The 19,064-nt window shown below is 65.3% G+C and carries 15 protein-coding genes and 1 riboswitch; of the genes, 8 read left to right on the top strand and 7 right to left on the bottom strand.

The window, feature by feature from the left end; genetic code table 11:
• Window positions 1-148 precede the first annotated feature (148 nt).
• Entirely contained in the window at window positions 149-508 is a 360-nt protein-coding gene (locus tag RIN61_RS00265) for a hypothetical protein (RefSeq protein ID WP_313855202.1), read from the bottom strand.
• Between the two features lie 98 nt (window positions 509-606).
• Window positions 607-819, top strand: a riboswitch (cobalamin riboswitch).
• A 100-nt stretch (window positions 820-919) separates the two neighbouring features.
• Here RIN61_RS00265 and cobW point away from each other — a divergent pair.
• From cobW to RIN61_RS00245, 4 genes are all read left to right on the top strand, one after another.
• Entirely contained in the window at window positions 920-1,987 is a 1,068-nt protein-coding gene (cobW, locus tag RIN61_RS00260) for a cobalamin biosynthesis protein CobW (protein ID WP_003247913.1), read from the top strand.
• Window positions 1,988-1,990: 3 nt separating this feature from the next.
• The gene (gene cobN, locus RIN61_RS00255) at window positions 1,991-5,752 is read left to right on the top strand and encodes a cobaltochelatase subunit CobN (protein ID WP_313855199.1); all 3,762 of its coding nucleotides are present in this window, start codon (window positions 1,991-1,993) and stop codon (window positions 5,750-5,752) included.
• Window position 5,753: 1 nt separating this feature from the next.
• A complete protein-coding gene (locus tag RIN61_RS00250) occupies window positions 5,754-6,776 on the top strand; it encodes a magnesium chelatase ATPase subunit I (RefSeq protein WP_313855197.1) in 1,023 nt (340 codons plus the stop codon).
• 101 nt (window positions 6,777-6,877) lie between these two features.
• On the top strand, window positions 6,878-7,444 hold the full coding sequence (locus tag RIN61_RS00245; RefSeq protein ID WP_112254058.1) for a vWA domain-containing protein: 567 nt from the start codon (window positions 6,878-6,880) through the stop codon (window positions 7,442-7,444).
• A 107-nt stretch (window positions 7,445-7,551) separates the two neighbouring features.
• Here RIN61_RS00245 and RIN61_RS00240 read toward each other — a convergent pair whose 3' ends face one another.
• Window positions 7,552-7,818 (bottom strand): hypothetical protein, encoded by a 267-nt coding sequence (locus RIN61_RS00240; protein WP_013972506.1) that lies wholly within the window; start codon window positions 7,816-7,818, stop codon window positions 7,552-7,554.
• Between the two features lie 342 nt (window positions 7,819-8,160).
• On the opposite strand from RIN61_RS00240, the gene RIN61_RS00235 reads away from it, so the two are divergent.
• Window positions 8,161-9,486: a sigma-54 dependent transcriptional regulator gene (locus RIN61_RS00235; RefSeq protein ID WP_112254057.1), complete on the top strand. Its 1,326-nt coding sequence runs from the start codon at window positions 8,161-8,163 to the stop codon at window positions 9,484-9,486.
• A 151-nt stretch (window positions 9,487-9,637) separates the two neighbouring features.
• Here RIN61_RS00235 and RIN61_RS00230 read toward each other — a convergent pair whose 3' ends face one another.
• Together RIN61_RS00230 and RIN61_RS00225 are read right to left on the bottom strand one after the other, a co-directional pair.
• Window positions 9,638-11,638 carry a peptidase U32 family protein gene (locus tag RIN61_RS00230; protein ID WP_112254056.1) on the bottom strand — a complete coding sequence of 667 codons (2,001 nt, stop codon included), beginning with the start codon at window positions 11,636-11,638 and terminating at the stop codon, window positions 9,638-9,640.
• 215 nt (window positions 11,639-11,853) lie between these two features.
• The gene (locus RIN61_RS00225; RefSeq protein ID WP_112254055.1) at window positions 11,854-12,234 is read right to left on the bottom strand and encodes a RidA family protein; all 381 of its coding nucleotides are present in this window, start codon (window positions 12,232-12,234) and stop codon (window positions 11,854-11,856) included.
• Between the two features lie 148 nt (window positions 12,235-12,382).
• Between RIN61_RS00225 and RIN61_RS00220 the strand changes: the two genes are divergently transcribed.
• Window positions 12,383-13,075: a tRNA (adenine(22)-N(1))-methyltransferase gene (locus tag RIN61_RS00220; protein WP_313855192.1), complete on the top strand. Its 693-nt coding sequence runs from the start codon at window positions 12,383-12,385 to the stop codon at window positions 13,073-13,075.
• A 1-nt stretch (window position 13,076) separates the two neighbouring features.
• Here RIN61_RS00220 and RIN61_RS00215 read toward each other — a convergent pair whose 3' ends face one another.
• On the bottom strand, window positions 13,077-13,337 hold the full coding sequence (locus RIN61_RS00215) for a DUF2790 domain-containing protein (RefSeq protein ID WP_112254053.1): 261 nt from the start codon (window positions 13,335-13,337) through the stop codon (window positions 13,077-13,079).
• A 124-nt stretch (window positions 13,338-13,461) separates the two neighbouring features.
• Between RIN61_RS00215 and RIN61_RS00210 the strand changes: the two genes are divergently transcribed.
• Window positions 13,462-14,394, top strand: a complete 933-nt coding sequence (locus tag RIN61_RS00210) for a LysR family transcriptional regulator (RefSeq protein ID WP_112254052.1) — start codon at window positions 13,462-13,464, stop codon at window positions 14,392-14,394.
• Between the two features lie 166 nt (window positions 14,395-14,560).
• On the opposite strand, the gene RIN61_RS00205 is transcribed toward RIN61_RS00210, so the two are convergent.
• Together RIN61_RS00205 and RIN61_RS00200 are read right to left on the bottom strand one after the other, a co-directional pair.
• The gene (locus RIN61_RS00205; protein WP_003258582.1) at window positions 14,561-15,712 is read right to left on the bottom strand and encodes an acyl-CoA dehydrogenase family protein; all 1,152 of its coding nucleotides are present in this window, start codon (window positions 15,710-15,712) and stop codon (window positions 14,561-14,563) included.
• Between the two features lie 16 nt (window positions 15,713-15,728).
• On the bottom strand, window positions 15,729-16,799 hold the full coding sequence (locus tag RIN61_RS00200; RefSeq protein WP_313855189.1) for an enoyl-CoA hydratase/isomerase family protein: 1,071 nt from the start codon (window positions 16,797-16,799) through the stop codon (window positions 15,729-15,731).
• Between the two features lie 393 nt (window positions 16,800-17,192).
• Here RIN61_RS00200 and mdcA point away from each other — a divergent pair, with 393 nt between their 5' ends.
• Complete coding sequence (mdcA, locus tag RIN61_RS00195) at window positions 17,193-18,854, top strand: malonate decarboxylase subunit alpha (protein WP_313855187.1); 1,662 nt, start codon at window positions 17,193-17,195, stop codon at window positions 18,852-18,854.
• Window positions 18,855-19,064: the final 210 nt, after the last annotated feature.

Raw genomic sequence — 19,064 nt, 5'->3', positions numbered from 1 at the left:
GGCCCTGTGGGAGCGGGTTCACCCGCGAAACAGGCGACGCGGTGGATGGCACGGGCTTCGCCCGTGTTCGCGGGTGAACCCGCTCCCACATTGCCGGCGGCACCCTTAAGGTGTGCGCTGGACCTGTAGGACCGCGCATGCCCCTGGTTCAGCGCCCCATCAAGCGCTTGCTCCAGTCACCCCCGTGGCTCTGCTGGCAAGCCTCTTCACTGTCAAACCGCACATGCCAGGCCGGATGATCCAGCTGAATGCCGGCCTGCTCCAGTGCAAGGCCCGTCAGCGCCAGCATGCGCACCTTCGCGTCGCCCGCCACGGCGGCGGCCTTGTCGACCTCTCGCTCGAACACCCAGGTAATACGCAGGCTGGCCGGAAAATCCTCGGGCGCGAGACGGTGGGTAAGCCAGCTGAAACCGACGATCTCGGCCTTGGCGGTTTCGCAGGCTTCGGTCAGGCAAACCACCAGTTCACGCTCCAGGCGTGCCATATCGCGCTTGTTCAGGGGTTTCACCGGTGGGCCTCGCTGCTCAAAGCCACCACTGTAACGCAGTTGCGCCACTGGTTGTCGGCCAGTCCGACAGCAATGGTTGACCACCCGCCAGCCACTGCGTAGCCTTGCCACTTCGAGGTTCTTCGGCCAGGCCGAAGCTAAGACGGGAACGCGGTACAAGCCGCGGCTGCCCCCGCAACTGTAAGCACCGACAACGGATCGACACAGCCACTGCGCTCGCGCGCGGGAAGGCGTCATCCCGCCAGCCTGCTGCACCAGCGGGCACATGGAACGGTGCGAGCCAGGAGACCTGCCTCGTCACGTTTTCGACTTTCAACCGGGCGGGGTGATCCGGTGGCGAACAAGCCCGGCCGGCATGGCCCGCGGCTGTCGTCCTGCATGCCCGCGCCAATCTGCCAAGGGCAATGCGACATGAAAACACTGGCCAAGCTCCCCGTCACCATCGTCACCGGCTTCCTCGGCTCGGGCAAGACTACCTTGCTGCGCCACATGCTCGACAACGCCCAGGGCCGCCGCATTGCGGTGATCGTCAACGAGTTCGGCGAGTTGGGCATCGATGGCGAAATCCTCAAGCAGTGCAGCATCGGTTGCACCGAAGAAGAAGCCAGCGGCCGCGTCTACGAGCTGGCCAACGGCTGCCTGTGCTGCACCGTGCAGGAAGAGTTCTTCCCGGTGATGCGCGAGCTGGTGGCACGCCGTGGCGACCTGGACCATATCCTCATCGAAACCAGCGGTCTGGCCCTGCCCAAACCGCTGGTACAAGCCTTCCAGTGGCCGGAAATCCGCAATGCCTGCACCGTCGACGCGGTGATCACCGTGGTCGACAGCCCGGCCGTGGCCGCTGGCACCTTCGCCGCCTATCCGGACCAGGTCGATGCCCAACGCAAGCTCGACCCCAACCTGGACCACGAATCACCGCTGCACGAACTGTTCGCCGACCAGCTGGCCAGCGCCGACCTGGTGGTGCTGAACAAGGCCGACCTGATCGACGCCGAAGGCCTGGCCAAGGTCCGCGCCGAGGTGGCCGAAGAGCTGCCGCCAGCGGTCAAGGTGATCGAAGCCAGCAGCGGCAAGCTGCCGCTGGAGGTGCTGCTGGGCGTGGGCGCCGAGTCTGAGGCGCACATCGATGGCCGCCGTACCCACCATGATTCGCACCATGACGGCGATGACCATGACGATCATGACCACGACGCCTTCGACTCCATCTCCATCGACCTGCCAGAAGCCGACGAAAGCCTGCTGCTCGACGCCCTGACCCAGCTGGTGGTGGAGTTCGGCATCCTGCGCGCAAAAGGCTTCGCGGCCATCCCCGGCAAGCCGATGCGCCTGCTGGTGCAAGGCGTGGGTACCCGTTTCGACAAGCATTTCGACCGCGCCTGGCGCGCCGACGAGCCGCGTATCACCCGCCTGGTGCTGATCGGCCAGGACCTCGATGCCGCCCAGCTGGAAGCGCGCCTGCGCCAGGCCCTGGGCGCCTGACCCATGCACCTGCTGCGGACCCAGCCCGGCGGCTTCGTGCCGGATGACAGCATTGCCGACCTCGGCCAGACGCCCGCCGAGCTGGTGATTCTCTGCAGCGGCGATTCGCACCTGGCATTGCTCGCCGACACCGCCGAGCAATTGCCCGACGATTACCCCAGCCTGCGCCTGGCCAACCCGATGCAGGTACAGAACCATGCCTCGGTCGACCTGTATGTCGACCAGGTACTGCGCCATGCCAAGGTCATCCTGGTGTCGCTGCACGGTGGCGTCGGCTACTGGCGCTATGGCGTCGAGCAACTGGTCGAGCTGGCCGGCCGTGGCGTGCAGCTGATCCTGGTGCCGGGCGACGACCGTCCGGACCCGGAGCTGACCAGCCTGGGCAATGTCAGCAGCGAGCAGGCCGAACGCCTCTGGCACTACCTGCGCCAGGGCGGCAAGGCCAACGCCATCAACCTGTTCAACTGCCTGGCCAGCCAGTGGCTGGGCCGCGACTATGCCTGGGACGAGCCGCAGCCTTTGCCGCGCACCGCCGTGTATCACCCGGCCAAGGGCAGCGCCACGCTGGAGGACTGGTACCCGCAGTGGCACCCCGAACAGCCGGTGGCGCCGCTGCTGTTCTACCGCTCCCATCTGCAGGCGGCCAACACCGCGTTCATCGATGTGTTCTGCCAGCGGCTGCAGGCCGCCGGCCTCAACCCGTTGCCGATCGCCGTGGCCAGCCTCAAGGAAAGCGCCTGCCTGGAGCAGGTCGAAGCCTGGCTGGACGAGGTGGGTGCCGAAGTGCTGGTCAACACCACCGGCTTTGCCCTGTCCAGCCCCGAGCGCCCCAACCTGCGCCCGTTCCGTCGCGACATCCCGGTGCTGCAGGCCATCTGCGCGCAAGACAACCAGCCCGGCTGGGAGGCCAGCGAGCAGGGCCTGGGTGCGCGTGACCTGGCCATGCACATTGCCTTGCCCGAACTGGACGGGCGCATCATCACCCGCCCGGTCAGTTTCAAGGACATGGCGTGGCGCAGCGAGCGCAGCCAGTCTGACGTGGTCTGCTACCGCGCGCACCCCGAGCGCATGGATTTTGTCGCCGAGCTGGCTCGCCGCTGGGTCGAGCTGGCGCGCCTGCCGAATGGGCAGAAGCGCGTGGCCCTGGTGCTGGCCAACTACCCGACCCGGGATGGCCGCATTGGCAACGGCGTTGGTCTGGATACGCCAGCGGCCGCGCTGAACATCCTCGAGGCCCTGCAGGCCCAAGGCTATCCGCTGGCCGATTTGCCGGGCAGTGGCACGCAACTGATCCACCAGTTGCTCGGCGGCGTGACCAACGACCTCGACCAACTGGACCTGCGCCCCTGCGCGCAGAGCCTGAGCCTGGCCGATTACCAGGCCGCCTTCGAGCGCCTGCCAGAGGCCAACCGCCAGGCCGTGCTGGAGCGCTGGGGGCCGCCGCAGCAGGACCCGATGTACCGCAGTGGCCGGTTGATGGTGGCCGGCCTGCGCTTTGGCTTGACCTTCGTCGGCATTCAGCCGGCGCGGGGCTACCAGGTAGACCCCAGCGCGGTGTACCACGACCCCGACCTGGTGCCGCCGCACGGCTACCTGGCGTTTCACTTCTGGCTGCGCCATGCCTTTGCCGCCGACGCGGTGATCCACGTCGGCAAGCACGGCAACCTTGAATGGCTGCCCGGCAAGGGCGTCGGGTTGTCGGCGCAGTGCTGGCCGGACGCCTTGCTCGGCCCGCTGCCGAACATCTACCCGTTCATCGTCAACGACCCGGGTGAGGGGGCCCAGGCCAAGCGCCGCACCCAGGCGGTGATCATCGACCACCTGATGCCACCGCTGACCCGTGCCGAAACCTATGGCCCGTTGCGCCACCTGGAGCAACTGGCCGACGAGTTCTACGAAGCACAGCTGCTCGACCCGCGGCGCGCGCGCGAGTTGCAGCGCGACATTCTGGAGCTGGTCAAGGCCAACCACATCGACCGCGAACTGCAGCTGGAAGGTCAGCTGGACGATGCCGCCGTGTGGCTGCCGCGCCTGGACACCTACCTGTGCGATCTGAAGGAATCGCAGATTCGCGATGGCCTGCATGTGTTCGGCCAGACCCCGGAAGGCCGGCTGCGCCTGGATACCCTGCTGGCGCTGGTGCGGGTCGAGCGTGGCGACGGTCGCGGCGGCAATGCCAGCCTGCTGCGGGCTTTGGCCAAGGCGCTGGTTCCGGGTTTCGACCCGCTCGATTGCGAACTCGGGCAGCCGTGGCAGGGCGCACGCCCCGAGCTGTTGCAGGCCGTGAGTAGCGAGCCCTGGCGCACCTGTGGCGATACCCGCGAACGCCTCGAACTGTTGGCGCTGCAAGTAATCGACCAGGCGCTGGGCGGAACAATACAGTTACCAGCCCAGAGCGAATGGCAGCCGGTGCACGATGTGGTGCAGGCGCTGCGCGAAGTGGTAGCCCCCAGCCTGGACGCCTGCGGCAGCGCCGAAATGAATGGCCTGCTGGCGGCGCTGGCCGGGCGTTTCGTGCCCGCGGGCCCCAGTGGCGCGCCCAGCCGCGGGCGCCTGGACGTGCTGCCCACCGGTCGCAACTTCTATACCGTGGATGTGCGCAACCTGCCCACCACCACCGCCTGGCGCCTGGGCTTCGCCTCGGCCAACCTGATCCTGGAGCGTCATCTGCAGGACCACGGCGACCACCTGCGCCAGCTCGGCCTTTCGGTGTGGGGCACGGCAACCATGCGTACTGGCGGTGACGACATCGCCCAGGCCATGGCGCTGATGGGCGTGCGGCCGGTGTGGGCCAGCGGCAGCCAGCGGGTCGACGATTTCGAGATCCTGCCGCTCAGCCTGCTCGACCGCCCGCGGGTGGACGTGACCTTGCGCGTTTCCGGCTTTTTCCGTGATGCCTTCGGCAACCTCATCCGCCTGTTCGATGCCGCAGTGCAGGCGGTGGCGGCACTGGACGAACCCGACGATCTCAACCCCCTGGCCGCCCGCGTGCGCAGCGAGCGGGCCGCGCTGCAGGGCCAGGGCGTGGACGCCGAGCAGGCCGCCCGCCAGGCCGGCTGGCGGGTGTTCGGTGCCAAACCCGGGGCCTACGGCGCCGGGGTGCAGAACGCCATCGACGGGCGCCTGTGGCACAGCCGCGATGACCTGGCCGAGGTCTACCTCAACCACGGCGGCTATGCCTATGGCGCCAGCGACGACGGTACCCCGGCCCGCACCCAGTTCGCCCAGCGCCTGGCCAAGGTGCAGGCGGTGCTGCAGAACCAGGACAACCACGAACACGACCTGCTCGATTCCAATGACTACTACCAGTTCCAGGGTGGCATGCTGGCGGCGTCGGAAACCTTGTCCGGCGCGGCAGTCGCCAGTTACCACGGTGACCATAGCCAGGCCGACCGGCCGCGCATCCGTACCCTCAAGGAAGAACTGAACCGGGTCATCCGCGCCCGGGCGCTGAACCCGAAGTGGATCGACGGGGTCAAGCGCCATGGCTACAAAGGTGCCTTCGAGATGGCGGCGACGGTCGACAACCTGTTCGCCTTCGATGCCACCACGCAGCTGATCGACGACCATCATTACCAGGCGCTGGCCGATGCCTACGTGCTCGACCCGGCGACCCGCGATTTCATGCGCGAGCACAACCCCGAGGCCCTGCGCGACCTTACCGAGCGTTTGCTGGAGGCCCAGCAGCGCGGCCTGTGGCAGGCGCCGGGCGACTACCGCGAAGCCCTCGAGGAACAACTGCTCGACGGCGAGGAACAGGCTTGAAATGAGTGAACCCGTGCAATTTCCACTGGCAGCCGTGGTCGGTGCCGACGACCTGAAACTGGCGCTGTGCCTGACCGCCATCGACCCCAAGATTGGCGGTGTGCTGATCGAGGGGCCGCGCGGCATGGCCAAGAGTACCCTGGCCCGAGGCTTGGCCGACCTGCTCGGTGAGGGCCCGTTCGTCACCCTGCCACTGGGCGCCAGCGAAGAACGCTTGGTCGGCACCCTCGACCTGGATGCCGCACTGGGGCAGGGCAAGGCGCAGTTTTCCCCGGGGGTGCTGGCCCAGGCCGATGGCGGCGTGCTGTATGTCGATGAGGTCAACCTGCTGCCCGATACCCTGGTCGACCTGTTGCTCGACGTGGCGGCCAGTGGCACCAACCGTATCGAGCGCGACGGTATCTCGCATCGGCACAATGCCCGCTTCGTACTGATCGGCACCATGAACCCGGAGGAGGGCGAACTGCGCCCGCAGTTGCTCGACCGCTTTGGCCTCAACGTGGCCCTGGAAGGCTTGCCCGAGCCTGAGGCGCGTCAGCAGATCATTCGCCGCCGCCTGGCCTTCGACAATGACCCGCAGGCCTTCTGCGCGCAATGGGCCGAGGCCCAGGCACAATTGCGCGAGCGCTGCCAGGCGGCCCGCCACGCCCTGGCGGATATTGCCCTGGACGACCAGGCGCTGGCCTGGATCACCGAACGCTGCTACGCCGCCGGGGTCGACGGCCTGCGCGCCGACCTGGTCTGGCTGCGCGCCGCACGCGCCCACTGTGCCTGGCGTGGTGGCGAGGCCATCGAAGAGGCCGATGTCGATGCAGTGGCCGAGTTCGCCTTGCGCCATCGCCGGCGCGTTACGCCCCAGGCCAACCCGCCTTCGGCGCCGCAGCAGCCTGAGCAACCACCCGGTCGCCAAGGCGCGGGCAACCCTGGCGCACAGGGCGGGCAGGGCGACTGGGGCGCAATGCCAGCGCAGCCGGTGGCCAGCGGCGCCCGCCGCGAGGTGCCGAACTGGGCAAAAAAGCCCTGAGCATCCCCCAGCCACCTGCCAAAGGGGCGGATGCCAAAGCAGGCGCAGGCAAGCAGTACGGGGCCAGCCGAGGCCGGGCGCACAGTGCTGCGGCCGGTCGGGTGGCCTGGCTGCCGACTCTGCTCAAGGGCCGGCCACGCCAGCGCCAGGACCTGTGCTGGCAGCAACGCCAGGCCAGGCCTGCAGAACTGTGGCTGGTAATCGTCGATGCGTCGGCCTCGACCCGCCGCCACCAGGCGCTGGCACAAACCAAAGGGCTGCTGGCAGCGCTGTTCGACCAGGCCTACCGCCAACGCGCGCGGCTGGCCCTGCTTACCGCCAGCGGGCGCACGCCGCAGTGGCAGCGCCACGGCCTGAAGGCCTCGACCGCTTTGCAACCCTGGCTGCAAGCCTTGGGTGCCGGTGGCGGCACGCCGTTGATCGCTGCACTGGAACAAGCTCGGCACTGGTTGCAGGCGCGGCAACGGGCACGCCCTGAAGAAGCATTGCGCTGCCTGGTGTTTACCGACGGTCGCCTGCAGCACTGGAATGCCGTGCAACCAATGCCGTGTGCCACTTTGCTGGTGGATATGGAACTGGCGCCGGTGCGCCTGGGCCGTGCGCAGCGTCTGGCGCAACAACTTCAGGCTGATTACCAGCACCTGCAACAGTTCAGGTTGGTGGATTGAAAAAGTATCGATGCGACGCTATGTCGCAGTAAGAAAAGTTGCCAGAACAGCAACCCGGAAGTTGTACAAGTGCGTGGCGGTGCACGCACTTGGTTTGCCGGCCGATATTATTTCGGCATTGACCACGGTTGCAGGTCGTAACCTTTTTCGCACAGTTCGGCACGCACTTCCTCGATCAGGCTGGCCCACTGGGCCGGGTCGGAGTAGATGCGCGAAGACACTTGCTTGCTGCCGATGCGGGTACTGGTCCGGTCGATCACTGCCAGGCTCAGTTCACCAGTACCGTTGGGTGCATCCCAGGCTACGCACTGGAAGGGTTCGAAGGCGTGGTCGGCAATCAGCAGTGCTTCGTTGACACGGAGCGGGGCATTCATGGTTCGGTCTCTCTATGGTCCCAAACATCCAGGTGAAGTCCGCGTTGCTTCATAGTCGCCTCGGTTATCGCGAAGTGCAGCGCGGGGTTATGTGTACTGATGCTCGTTGTCCGGGTGCGAGTCACACATTGGTTGTAAAAAAATTTGCCAAGGTCGAATCCGTTCTTGCCCATGCCGCCATGTGATGTCGATAAAGTGCGAAAATTCCCGTCACGTATTGTAAAAAATTGATTCGGCAGACAGACGGTACTGGGAACCGTCAACTTCGTTGCTACTGTTAATCGGGCGCCACAACTTGCTGTTTTATTTCAAAAAACCGAAAACTGGCGCCAAGGATCGGTCATGCAGCAGCCTGCCGCCCAACGCCGTTTGCTCATCGTCGACCCCTGCGATGACTGCCACCGTTTGTTGCCTGGCTTGCGCAGCGCAGGCTGGGATGTACACAGCTGCATGCTCGGTGCCGCGCTGGATCATCCTTGCGATGTGGGCCTGCTGCGCTTGCAGGCGTCGCACCTCAGGCGCCCCGACGGGGTCAAGGACTTGATCAAGCGCAGCCACACCGAATGGATTGCAGTGCTCAGCGCCGAACAGCTGCGCATGCCGGCGGTCGGCGATTTTGTTTGTGAATGGTTCTTCGATTTCCACACCTTGCCGTTCGACGTTTCCCGCGTGCAGGTTACCCTGGGCCGCGCCTTCGGCATGGCGCGCCTGCGCGGCAAAGGGGTGGCGAGGGTGGATGAAACGAGCCACGAGCTGCTCGGCGATAGCCGCCCGATCCGCGATCTGCGCAAGCTGCTGGGCAAGCTGGCGCCTACTGAGTCGCCAGTGCTGATCTGCGGTGAGAGCGGCACCGGCAAGGAACTGGTGGCCCGTACCCTGCACCGCCAGTCGCAACGCAGCGAGCAGCCGTTCGTTGCCATCAACTGCGGGGCCATTCCCGAGCACTTGATCCAGTCGGAACTGTTTGGCCATGAGAAGGGCGCCTTCACCGGTGCTCATCAGCGCAAGGCCGGGCGCATCGAAGCGGCTCATGGTGGCACGTTGTTCCTCGACGAAATTGGTGACTTGCCGCTGGAGTTGCAGGCCAATCTGCTGCGCTTTCTGCAGGAAAAGCACATCGAGCGCGTGGGTGGCAGCCAGCCGATCCCGGTGGATGTGCGCGTTCTGGCGGCTACCCACGTGGACCTGGAAAGGGCCATCGAGCAAGGGCGCTTTCGCGAAGACCTGTATTACCGCCTGAACGTGTTGCAGGTAGTGACCGCGCCTTTGCGCGACCGGCATGGCGACCTGTCGATGCTGGCCAATCATTTTGCTCATTTCTACAGCCTGGAAACCGGGCGCAGGCCGCGCTCGTTCAGCGACCATGCCTTGGCGGCGATGGGCCGGCATGACTGGCCGGGCAATGTCCGCGAGTTGGCCAACCGGGTGCGACGCGGGCTGGTGCTGGCCGAAGGCCGGCAAATCGAGGCACAGGACCTGGGGTTGCAGACCCTCGACCAGGTACAGCAACCCCTGGGCACGCTGGAGGAGTACAAGCACCGGGCCGAGCGCCAGGCGCTGAGTGATGTGCTCAGCAGGCACAGCAACAACCTGAGCGTGGCGGCGAAGGTGCTAGGTATTTCGCGGCCGACTTTCTATCGGCTGCTGCACAAGCATCAGATGCGCTGATCCCTGTGGGAGCGGGTTCACCCGCGAACCGGGCGCCGCGGTGGATGGCACCGGCTACGCCGGTGTTCGCGGGTAAACCCGCTCCCACAGGTACTGGCGCAGTTTCTGTGGGAGCGGCTTTAGCCGCGAAAGGGCCCTTGCAAGCTAATGATCAATGCGGCCCGCGCGGAATGGTCTTCAGCAGGTCTTCCGGGCTGATATGCCCAACCACCTGGGCTACCGCGCTGCCCGGGGTCGGCAGGTCGATGATGTGGCTCTTCATCTTGCCGATCACATGCATTTCGCACGGCTTGCAGTCGAACTTCAGGGTCAACACCTCATCACCCTGGATCAGCTGCATCGGTGCCACCTTGGTGCGCACGCCGGTCACGCCCTTGGCTTGCTTGGGGCACAGGTTGAAGGAGAAGCGCAGGCAGTGCTTGGTGATCATCACCGGCACTTCGCCGTGCTCTTCATGGGCCTCGTAGGCCGCGTCGATCAGCTGCACGCCGTGGCGGTGGTAGAAGTCGCGAGCCTTCTGGTTGTACACGTTGGCCAGGAACGACAGGTGCGACTCGGGGTATACCGGCGGTGGCGTGGTCTCGGCCTTGCGCCCGCCACGCGGGTGTGCCTGAACCCGTGCAGCAGTCAATGCCTCGATGGCTTCACGGCGCAGGGCCTTGAGCTGCGAGTTGGGGACGAAGTACGCCTGCGGTGCGTCCAGCTCGATGCTGTCGGCATGGTACATGGTGGTACCCAGCTGGCCGAGCAGGTCGTGCAACTGCTCCAGCGCCTGCTGCGGCTTGTTGGCCGGGCCGAACGGGCCGTCCAGTGCCACTTGCACGCTCACGCCTTCCTCGCTGGTGACGGTCAGCGCCAGGCGTTGCTCGCGCAGTACCGCCTGCCATTGCACTCCGATGCGGCGCTCGGCCGAGGTGCGTTGCAGGGCTTGCTGCCAGTTGTGGTCGAGGTTGCGCGACAGCGGGTGGTTGGGCCGCAGCTTGTGCAGGCCTTCGGGCATTTCGTTGGGCTCGACGCGGTAACGGTAGCGCTTTTCGCCGTCTTCCTCGAACTCGCCACGCGGTTCGGCGATGTTGGCGCGGAAGCCCACCACTTCGCGTTTTACCAGCACATTGAGGCCGTCGCCGTTGGTCAGCGGTACTTCGGTGACCACCTGCATGTCACGCTTGCCGACCTTTTCCACCACGCCCACCGGCAGGCCGGTGAAGGTTGGCGAGTCGAAGGCGCCGATGTCGACCTTGCGGTCGGTGACGAAGTAGTCGGTGCTGCCGCGGTGGAAGGTCTTGTCCGGGTCGGGCACGAAGAAGTGCTCGGTGCGGCCGCTGGAGGCGCGGGCCAGCTCCGGGCGGCCTTCGAGGATGGCGTCGAGTTCCTTGCGGTAGTGGGCGGTGATGTTCTTCACATAGGCCATGTCCTTGTAGCGGCCTTCGATCTTGAACGAGCGCACGCCGGCATCGACCAGGTCAGCCAGGTTGGCGGTCTGGTTGTTGTCTTTCATCGACAGCAGGTGCTTCTCGAACGCAACCACGCGGCCCTGGTCATCCTTCAGGGTGTAGGGCAGGCGGCAGGCTTGCGAGCAGTCGCCACGGTTGGCGCTGCGGCCGGTCTGCGCATGGGAGATGTTGCACTGGCCGGAGAAGGCCACGCACAGCGCACCGTGGATGAAAAACTCGATGGCAGCGTCGGTTTCGGCGGCGATGGCGCGGATCTGCTGCAGGTTCAGCTCGCGCGCCAGCACCAGCTGGGAGAAGCCGGCCTGGTCGAGGAACCTGGCCCGTTCCAGGGTGCGGATGTCGGTCTGGGTGCTGGCGTGCAGCTCGATCGGCGGAATGTCCAGCTCCATCACCCCCAGGTCCTGCACGATCAGCGCGTCGACACCGGCGTCGTACAGCTGGTGGATCAGCTTGCGCGCGGGCTCCAGCTCGTTGTCGTGGAGAATGGTGTTGATGGTGGTGAACACGCGTGCATGGTAGCGATGGGCGAACTCGACCAGTTCGGCGATATCGCTGACTTCGTTGCAGGCGTTATGGCGCGCGCCGAAGCTCGGGCCACCGATGTAGATGGCGTCTGCGCCGTGCAGGATCGCTTCGCGGGCGATGGCCACGTCACGGGCAGGGCTGAGCAGTTCCAGGTGATTCTTTGGAAGGGACATGTCGTTATAGGTTCGGGCTGTCACGGTTTAGGCGGGCATTGTAGCGGCGAAACGGGCTGGCGGCATCATCGGGGTGCTTGTAGGAGCGGCCTTGTGTCGCGAAGGGCCGCAACGCGGCCCCGGCAATACCTGCTGCGGAGCTGAGAATCTGGGGGCGCTGCGCACCCCAATCGCGACACAAGGCCGCTCCTGCAGGATTGCGTATTGCGCGAAAATCAGCGCTTGGCAGCCATTGCGGTCACTTCCACACGCATGCCTTCGAACGCCAGTGCAGCCACACCCACGGCGGCGCGTACCGGCCATGGTTTGCTGAAGAAGCGCTGGTACACCTCGTTGAATGCCGCGCGGTCGGCCATGTCGGTGAGGTAGATGGTCAGGTGCAGCACGCGGTCCATGCCGCTGCCGGCCTTCTCCAGCGCCACTTTCAACGCCTGCAGGGTGCACTCGCTCTGCTCGACGATGCCGCCCAGTTCCAGGCTGCCATCGGCGTGGGTCGGGATCTGGGTGGTGACCAGCACGCCGTTGAATTCGGCAACGTCGGAGGAAATCGACTCGGCGTCCGGGTCAGGGGTGTAGATGATGTCTGCTTGTGCCATGGTGAGTTTTGCCTTGCTACGGAAGGAAAGCGGCAAGCCTACGCGAGCCGGCCGGCCCGGTCGAGGGTGGCTGGCCCGGGGTGGCGGGGTTTGAAATGCGCGGCGTTCACCGTCAGAATCGCGGCCGATTGCAAAGCAGGGGTTTACGTTGAACGAACAGACATTGTCCAGGCGCCTGGAGCGCGTGGCTGCACAAGTACCGCAAGGCGCGCGCCTGGCCGACATTGGCTCGGACCATGGCTACCTGCCGGTAGCCCTGATGCTGCGCGGCGTGCTGGACGCGGCGGTAGCGGGCGAGGTGGCGCAGACGCCGTTCGCCTCGGCCCAGCGCAACGTGCGCAGGAACGGCCTGGAAGGCCGGGTCAGCGTGCGCCTGGCCGATGGCCTGGCGGCGGTCGAGCCGGAAGATCGAATCTCGGTGGTCAGCATCTGCGGCATGGGTGGCGACACCATGTGCGAGATCCTCGAGGCCGGCAAGCAGCGCCTGGCTGGCGTCACCCGCCTGGTGCTGCAGCCCAATGGCGCCGAGCGCGAATTGCGCCAGTGGCTGATGGGCAATGGTTACCGGATCGTCAGCGAAGAACTGCTACGGGAAAACCGCTTCGACTACGAGATCATCGTCGCCGAGCCTGGCGGGGCGGCGTACACCGCTGAACAGCTGTACTTCGGCCCGGTGCTGGTGCAGGAGAAGAGCGAGGCGTTCCTGGTCAAGTGGCGGCGCATGCTGCGACAGAAGCAGCAGACCCTGGCCAACTTCGAGCGGGCCCGCGGTGCGGTGCCTCAGGCGAAAATCGACGACTTCAGGCAACAGGTCGGCTGGATCACCGAGGTGCTGGCCTGACTCACTGCTGCGAGCAGTTGCCCATTTCCCGGTAGTCGATTTCGTGCTTCTGGCCCTGGTGGTCGACATACACCATGTGCGCGGTGCCAACCTGGCAGTCGGCGGCGTTGCTGGCCGGGGTGATGGAGATGACCTTGGCCACATCCAGCGGCATGCCGTATTCGTAGTTGCTGCTGACCGGCTGGTTGCTGGCGCTGTCGGCAAGGGCACCGAACGACGCGAGAGCAGCGGCAACGGCAAGGACAGCGATCGAACGTTTCATGGCAGGCTCCTTTTTCAATGTATGGCTAATGATCCATTCATTGGTCATCCACAATAAATGGGCTAACCCGTGATAGATTCCTGCCTGTAACGCAAGAATAAGACCAAACAAGGAGCACACCTTCATGGACATGCTGCATGCCATGCGTACCTTTGCCCGTGTGGTGGAATGTGGCAGCTTCGCTGCGGCCGCCAATGCCCTGGACATTTCCGCGGCGCAGGTTTCGCGCATCGTTGCCGAGCTGGAAAACCAGCTGCAGACTCGCCTGCTGCACCGCACCACGCGGCGTTTGCGCATGAGCGAGGCGGGCGAGCGGTTTCTCGAGCGCTCGCGGCAGATCATGTTGCTGACCGAAGAGGCGGTGGGTGAGGCCCGTGGCGCGCACCTCACGCCCCGCGGCCGCCTGCGCCTGCATTGCCCGCACGGGCTGGGCCTGTTGCTGATGCCGCTGGTGGCGGGCTACAACGCATTGTGCCCGGAGGTGTTGATCGAGCTGACCTTGTCCCAGCGCAACCCCGACCCGCTGGCCGAAGGGCATGACGTGGTGATTACCGTGGACGGGGCGTTGCCGGATTCGCAGCTGATCGCCGTGCCGCTGGGCAACATCTTCAGTATCCCCTGCGCGGCGCCGAGCTACCTGGTGGCCCACGGCGTGCCAGAGCGCCCGGAAGACCTGCACCAGCACCGTTGCCTGCGCATGGCTTATCCGGTGTACGAAGGTGACTGGGTGTTCCCGCAAGGGGTGGACCAGTGTGTGATCACGCCGAACGACAGTTTTTCCACCAACGTCGCCGATGCCATGCTGGTAGCCAGCGAGCTGGGCATGGGCATTGGACTGCTGCCGTTCTATACCGCCAGCCAGGCGATCGAGCAAGGGCGGTTGTGCCGGTTGCTGGCGCCGTATCGCCTGCGCGAAAGCGCGCTGTATGCGATCTACCCGTCACGGCATTACCTGGATGCCAAGGTGCGCACCTGGATCGACTACCTCAAGGAGCAGCTGCCGGCGCTGTTCGAGGGGCATGCCAGGGTGGTGGATGATTCGCGGTATTGGCGTTGAAGGACTGATCTGCTTTTTTGAGGCAACTTCTTGCACTGCCTTTACTGGCCCTATCGCCGGCAAGCCAGCTCCCACAGGTTCATCAAGTGCTCTGAGAGCGGCGCAGTACCTGTGGGAGCTGGCTTGCCGGCGATGGGCCGCACAGCGGCCCCAATATTCCAGCTGATTACAACGGGTAGTGCTTCAACTCCCGCGCAATCAGCATCCGCTGGATCTCGCTCGACCCTTCATAGATCTGCGTGATCCGCGCATCGCGGTAGTAGCGCTCTACCGGGTAATCCTCCAGGTAGCCATACCCACCGTGCACCTGGATTGCCATCGAGCACACCCGCTCGGCCATTTCCGAGGCGAACAGCTTGGCCTGTGAAGCCTCCGACAGGCATGGCTTGCCGGCGCTGCGCAGGCGTGCGGCATGCAGGATCAGCAGGCGAGCGGCATTGACCTGCACCTGCATGTCGGCCAGCAGGTTGGCGATGCTCTGGTGCTCGTTGATCGGCTTGCCGAACTGCACCCGATCACGCGAGTAGGCCAACGCTGCCTCGAACGCGGCGCGAGCGATACCCAGCGCCTGGGCAGCAATGCCGATACGGCCGCCCTCGAGGTTGGACAGGGCGATGGCCAGGCCCTTGCCACGCTCACCGAGGATGTTGGCGGCCGGGATGCGGCAGTTGTCGAAGGTGACCGCGCAGGTGTCGGAGGCGCGGATGCCCATCTTGTGCTCGCTGCGATCGACCTTGAAGCCCGGGTTGTCGGTGGGCACCAGGAACGCTGACAGGCCCTTTTTGCCCAGTTCCGGGTCGGTCACCGCGAAGACAATGGCCAGGCCGGCGCGGCGAGCGTTGCTGACAAACTGCTTGGCGCCGTTGATTACCCACTGACCATCCACCAGCTCGGCGCGGGTGCGCAGGTTGTGCGCCTCGGAACCGGCCTGTGGCTCGGTCAGGCAGAAGCAGCCGATCACCTCACCGGTGGCCAGGCGTGGCAGCCACTGCTGTTGCTGTTCGGCCGTGCCGTAGGCCAGCAGCGGGCCGCAGCCCACCGAGTTGTGGATGCTCATCATGGCTCCGGTGGCGCCGCAACCGGCGGCGATCTCTTCCACCGCCAGGGCGTAGGCGACGTAGTCGGTGTAGCTGCCGCCGAAGTCTTCCGGCACCACCATGCCCAGCAGGCCCAGTTCGCCCATCTTGCGCACCACGCCATCGTCGATCCAGCCGGCCTTTTCCCAGGCCTGGGCATGCGGGGCGATCTCGCCACGGGCAAAGTCCCGTGCCATGTCGCGGATCATGATCTGTTCTTCGCTCAGTTCCAGGTCTTGCATCTGTGTACTCCCGGGCTCACAGGCCTTCGAAGAATTGGTCGACCCGCTGGCGTTGCAGTGCGGCCAGGGTCGGCGGGTTCCAGCGTGGCTGCTTGTCCTTGTCGATGATCAGCGCGCGCACGCCTTCGATGATGTCGCCGTGCTGGAACCACTGGCGGTCCAGGTGCAGCTCCATGGCAAAGCAGTCGTCAAGGCCCAGCTGGCGACCACGGCGCAGCATTTCCAGAGTAACCGCCATGGCCAGCGGCGAACGGCTTTCCAGCTGGTCGGCGGTGGCCACGGCCCAGGCGTGGCTGTCGCCAATGCTTACCGCACGCAGTTGCTCGACAATGGCGGGCACGTCGGGCAGGGCGAAGTAGTGGTCGATGACCGGGCGCAGTTTTTCCAGTGGCGCATTGTCGAGCACCTGGGTGCCGAGCCTGGCCAGCAGGTTCTGCAGGTCCTTGAGTGGGTGGTCGCCAAAGCGCAGCTGGTCCAGGCCCTGGTCGAGGGCTGCCAGCTGGTCGCTGGCCAGGTACCAGTCGGCCAGGCCGCAGTACAGCGCATCGGCGGCGTGGATCTGGGTGCCGCTGACGCCCAGGTAGATGCCCAGCTCGCCAGGGATGCGCGACAGGAAGTAGCTGCCACCCACATCCGGGAAGTAGCCGATGCCCACTTCGGGCATGCCCAGGCGGCTGCGTTCGGTAACCACGCGCAGGTCGCAGCCCTGGGCCAGGCCCATGCCGCCACCGAGGGTGAAGCCATCCATCAGCACCAGTATCGGCTTGCGGTAGCGGTGGATAGCGAGGTCAAGGGCGTACTCCTCGACGAAGAAGGTTTCATGCAGCGTTTCGCCGGCCTTGAAGCTGTCGTGCAGCGAGCGGATATCACCACCGGCGCAGAAACCCTTGGGACCCTCGCCACGCAGCACCACGGCATGTACGTGGGGGTCTTCGGCCCACAGGTCGAGGTGCTGGCGCAGGCTGCGGACCATGTCCAGAGTCAGGGCATTGAGGCCGGCGGGGCGGTTCAGGGTCAGATGGCCGATCTGGTTGCGGACCTCGGCCAGCACATTGTCGGTTGCCGAGATATGAGCGTGCGCAGTCATTGCGTTCTCCCTGCTTTGTTATTGATTTTCCAAGTGAAGTCTGGAGTTCGCTGGAGGATCGCAGGATCCTGTCATGCGAATTTGCCTTGCACAATCGACAAATCTGCAGGGGGATTCTGCATTTTTGTCTTGTGTGGCGATAACGCCACTCTAGCAAGGTTTCAGGTTGGCCGGGCTGGCCCTATCGCCGGCAAGCCAGCTCCCACAGGTACCGCACAACTTTCAAGGCCTGCGCTGTACCTGTGGGAGCTGGTTTGCCGGCGATAGGGCCATGAGCGAAAGCGCATATGCTGAATCGTTACCCTGACCGTAACGATCAGTGCCTGAGCTTGATTGATGCGCAACCACCCCAGCCCTAAGGTGACTCCACGACAGCGAACCCGTGGAGTCACCATGACAACAACCAAGAATCCACCGCCGCAATGGTCGCGGCGGCGCGCCGAAAAGCAGCGTCGCCTTGACCGGGTCCGTCACCTCGCCGACGGCGTGGTGCTGCCCACCGAGCGTATCGTCGAAGCCCTGGAACTGCTGCTGGCGCCCGGCGACCGGGTAGTGCTCGAAGGCAACAACCAGAAGCAGGCCGACTTCCTCTCGCGCGCGCTGGCCAAGGTCGACCCTGAGCGCCTGCACGACCTGCACATGATCATGCCCAGCGTCAGCCGCGCCGAGCACCTGGACCTGTTCGAACGTGGTATCGCCCGCAAGCTCGACTTCTCCTTCGCCGGCCCGCAGAGCCTGCGCATTGGCCAGCTGCTGGAAGACGGCCTGCTCGAAGTCGGTGCCATCCACACCTACATCGAGCTGTACTCGCGGCTGCTGGTCGACCTGATTCCCAACGTTACCCTGGTGGCAGGCTTCATGGCCGACCGCGATGGCAACCTCTACACCGGCCCCAGCACCGAAGACACCCCGGCGCTGGTGGAGCCGGCCGCTTTCAGCGACGGCATCGTCATCGCCCAGGTCAACCAGCTGGTGGACCGCGTTGATGACTTGCCAAGGGTCGATATCCCGGCATCCTGGGTCGATTTCGTGGTGGTTGCCGACCAGCCTTTCTATATAGAGCCGCTGTTCACCCGCGACCCGCGCCATATCAAGCCGGTGCACGTGCTGATGGCGATGATGGCCATTCGCGGCATCTACGAAAAGCACCAGGTACAGTCGCTGAACCATGGCATAGGCTTCAACACCGCCGCCATCGAGCTGATCCTGCCTACCTATGGCGAGTCCCTGGGCCTGAAGGGCAAGATCTGCCGCAACTGGACACTCAACCCGCACCCGACGCTGATCCCGGCCATAGAGACTGGCTGGGTGGAAAGCGTGCACTGCTTCGGCACCGAGCTGGGCATGGAAGACTACATCGCCCAGCGCCCAGACGTGTTCTTCACCGGCCGTGACGGTTCACTGCGTTCCAACCGCATGATGTGCCAGCTGGCCGGGCAGTACGCCGTCGACCTGTTCATCGGCGCCACCCTGCAGGTGGATGGCGATGGTCATTCCTCGACCGTGACCCGCGGCCGCCTGGCTGGCTTCGGTGGAGCGCCGAACATGGGCCACGACCCCCGTGGCCGGCGCCACGCGACCCCGGCCTGGCTGGACATGACCGTGCCGGAAACCCTGCTCGAGCGCGGTCGCAAGCTGGTGGTGCAGATGGTCGAGACCTACCAGGAAGGCGGCAAGCCCACCTTCGTGGAAACCCTCGATGCCGTGGAGGTGGCCAGGAAAGCCGGCATGCCGCTGGCGCCGGTGATGATCTATGGCGACGACGTCACTCACCTGCTGACCGAGGAGGGCATTGCCTACCTGTACAAAGCCCGCAGCCTGGAAGAGCGCCAGCAGATGATCGCCGCCGTGGCCGGGGTTACCGCCATCGGCCTGCGGCACGACCCCAGGGACACCTTGCGCCTGCGCCAGCAAGGCCTGGTCGCCTTGCCCGAGGACCTCGGCATCCGCCGCACCGACGCCAGCCGCGAATTGCTGGCTGCGCGCAGCATCGCCGACCTGGTCGAATGGTCCGGCGGCCTCTACAACCCGCCTGCACGGTTCAGGAGCTGGTGATGAAAGCACTCGACTTGCAACCGCATGAGCTTCTTCGCGGGCACGCCCGCTCCCACAGGAAAAGTGATGCACTCGACATTTGCACCATCCCTGTGGGAGCGGGCATGCCCGCGAAGAGGCCTGACGCCGAGCCCAAACCAGGCGCGGTCCCTGTGGGAGCGGGTTTACCCGCGAAGAGGTCTGACGCCGAGCCCAGACCAGACGCGGTCC

The organism is Pseudomonas inefficax (assembly GCF_032164165.1).
In the GTDB taxonomy this organism is placed as follows: Bacteria; Pseudomonadota; Gammaproteobacteria; order Pseudomonadales; family Pseudomonadaceae; genus Aquipseudomonas; species Aquipseudomonas inefficax.
Note: the sequence above shows the minus strand (reverse complement) of the source record. Positions and strands in the feature narration are given on the sequence as shown.

Coding starts and splice junctions, on each gene's coding strand:
- RIN61_RS00235 (WP_112254057.1), top strand. CDS start 8,161: ATGCAGCAGCCTGCCGCCCAACGCCGTTTGCTCATCGTCGACCCCTGC.
- RIN61_RS00200 (WP_313855189.1), bottom strand. CDS start 16,799: ATGACTGCGCACGCTCATATCTCGGCAACCGACAATGTGCTGGCCGAG.
- RIN61_RS00250 (WP_313855197.1), top strand. CDS start 5,754: ATGAGTGAACCCGTGCAATTTCCACTGGCAGCCGTGGTCGGTGCCGAC.
- mdcA (WP_313855187.1), top strand. CDS start 17,193: ATGACAACAACCAAGAATCCACCGCCGCAATGGTCGCGGCGGCGCGCC.
- cobW (WP_003247913.1), top strand. CDS start 920: ATGAAAACACTGGCCAAGCTCCCCGTCACCATCGTCACCGGCTTCCTC.
- RIN61_RS00230 (WP_112254056.1), bottom strand. CDS start 11,638: ATGTCCCTTCCAAAGAATCACCTGGAACTGCTCAGCCCTGCCCGTGAC.
- RIN61_RS00215 (WP_112254053.1), bottom strand. CDS start 13,337: ATGAAACGTTCGATCGCTGTCCTTGCCGTTGCCGCTGCTCTCGCGTCG.
- RIN61_RS00225 (WP_112254055.1), bottom strand. CDS start 12,234: ATGGCACAAGCAGACATCATCTACACCCCTGACCCGGACGCCGAGTCG.
- RIN61_RS00210 (WP_112254052.1), top strand. CDS start 13,462: ATGGACATGCTGCATGCCATGCGTACCTTTGCCCGTGTGGTGGAATGT.
- cobN (WP_313855199.1), top strand. CDS start 1,991: ATGCACCTGCTGCGGACCCAGCCCGGCGGCTTCGTGCCGGATGACAGC.
- RIN61_RS00240 (WP_013972506.1), bottom strand. CDS start 7,818: ATGAATGCCCCGCTCCGTGTCAACGAAGCACTGCTGATTGCCGACCAC.
- RIN61_RS00205 (WP_003258582.1), bottom strand. CDS start 15,712: ATGCAAGACCTGGAACTGAGCGAAGAACAGATCATGATCCGCGACATG.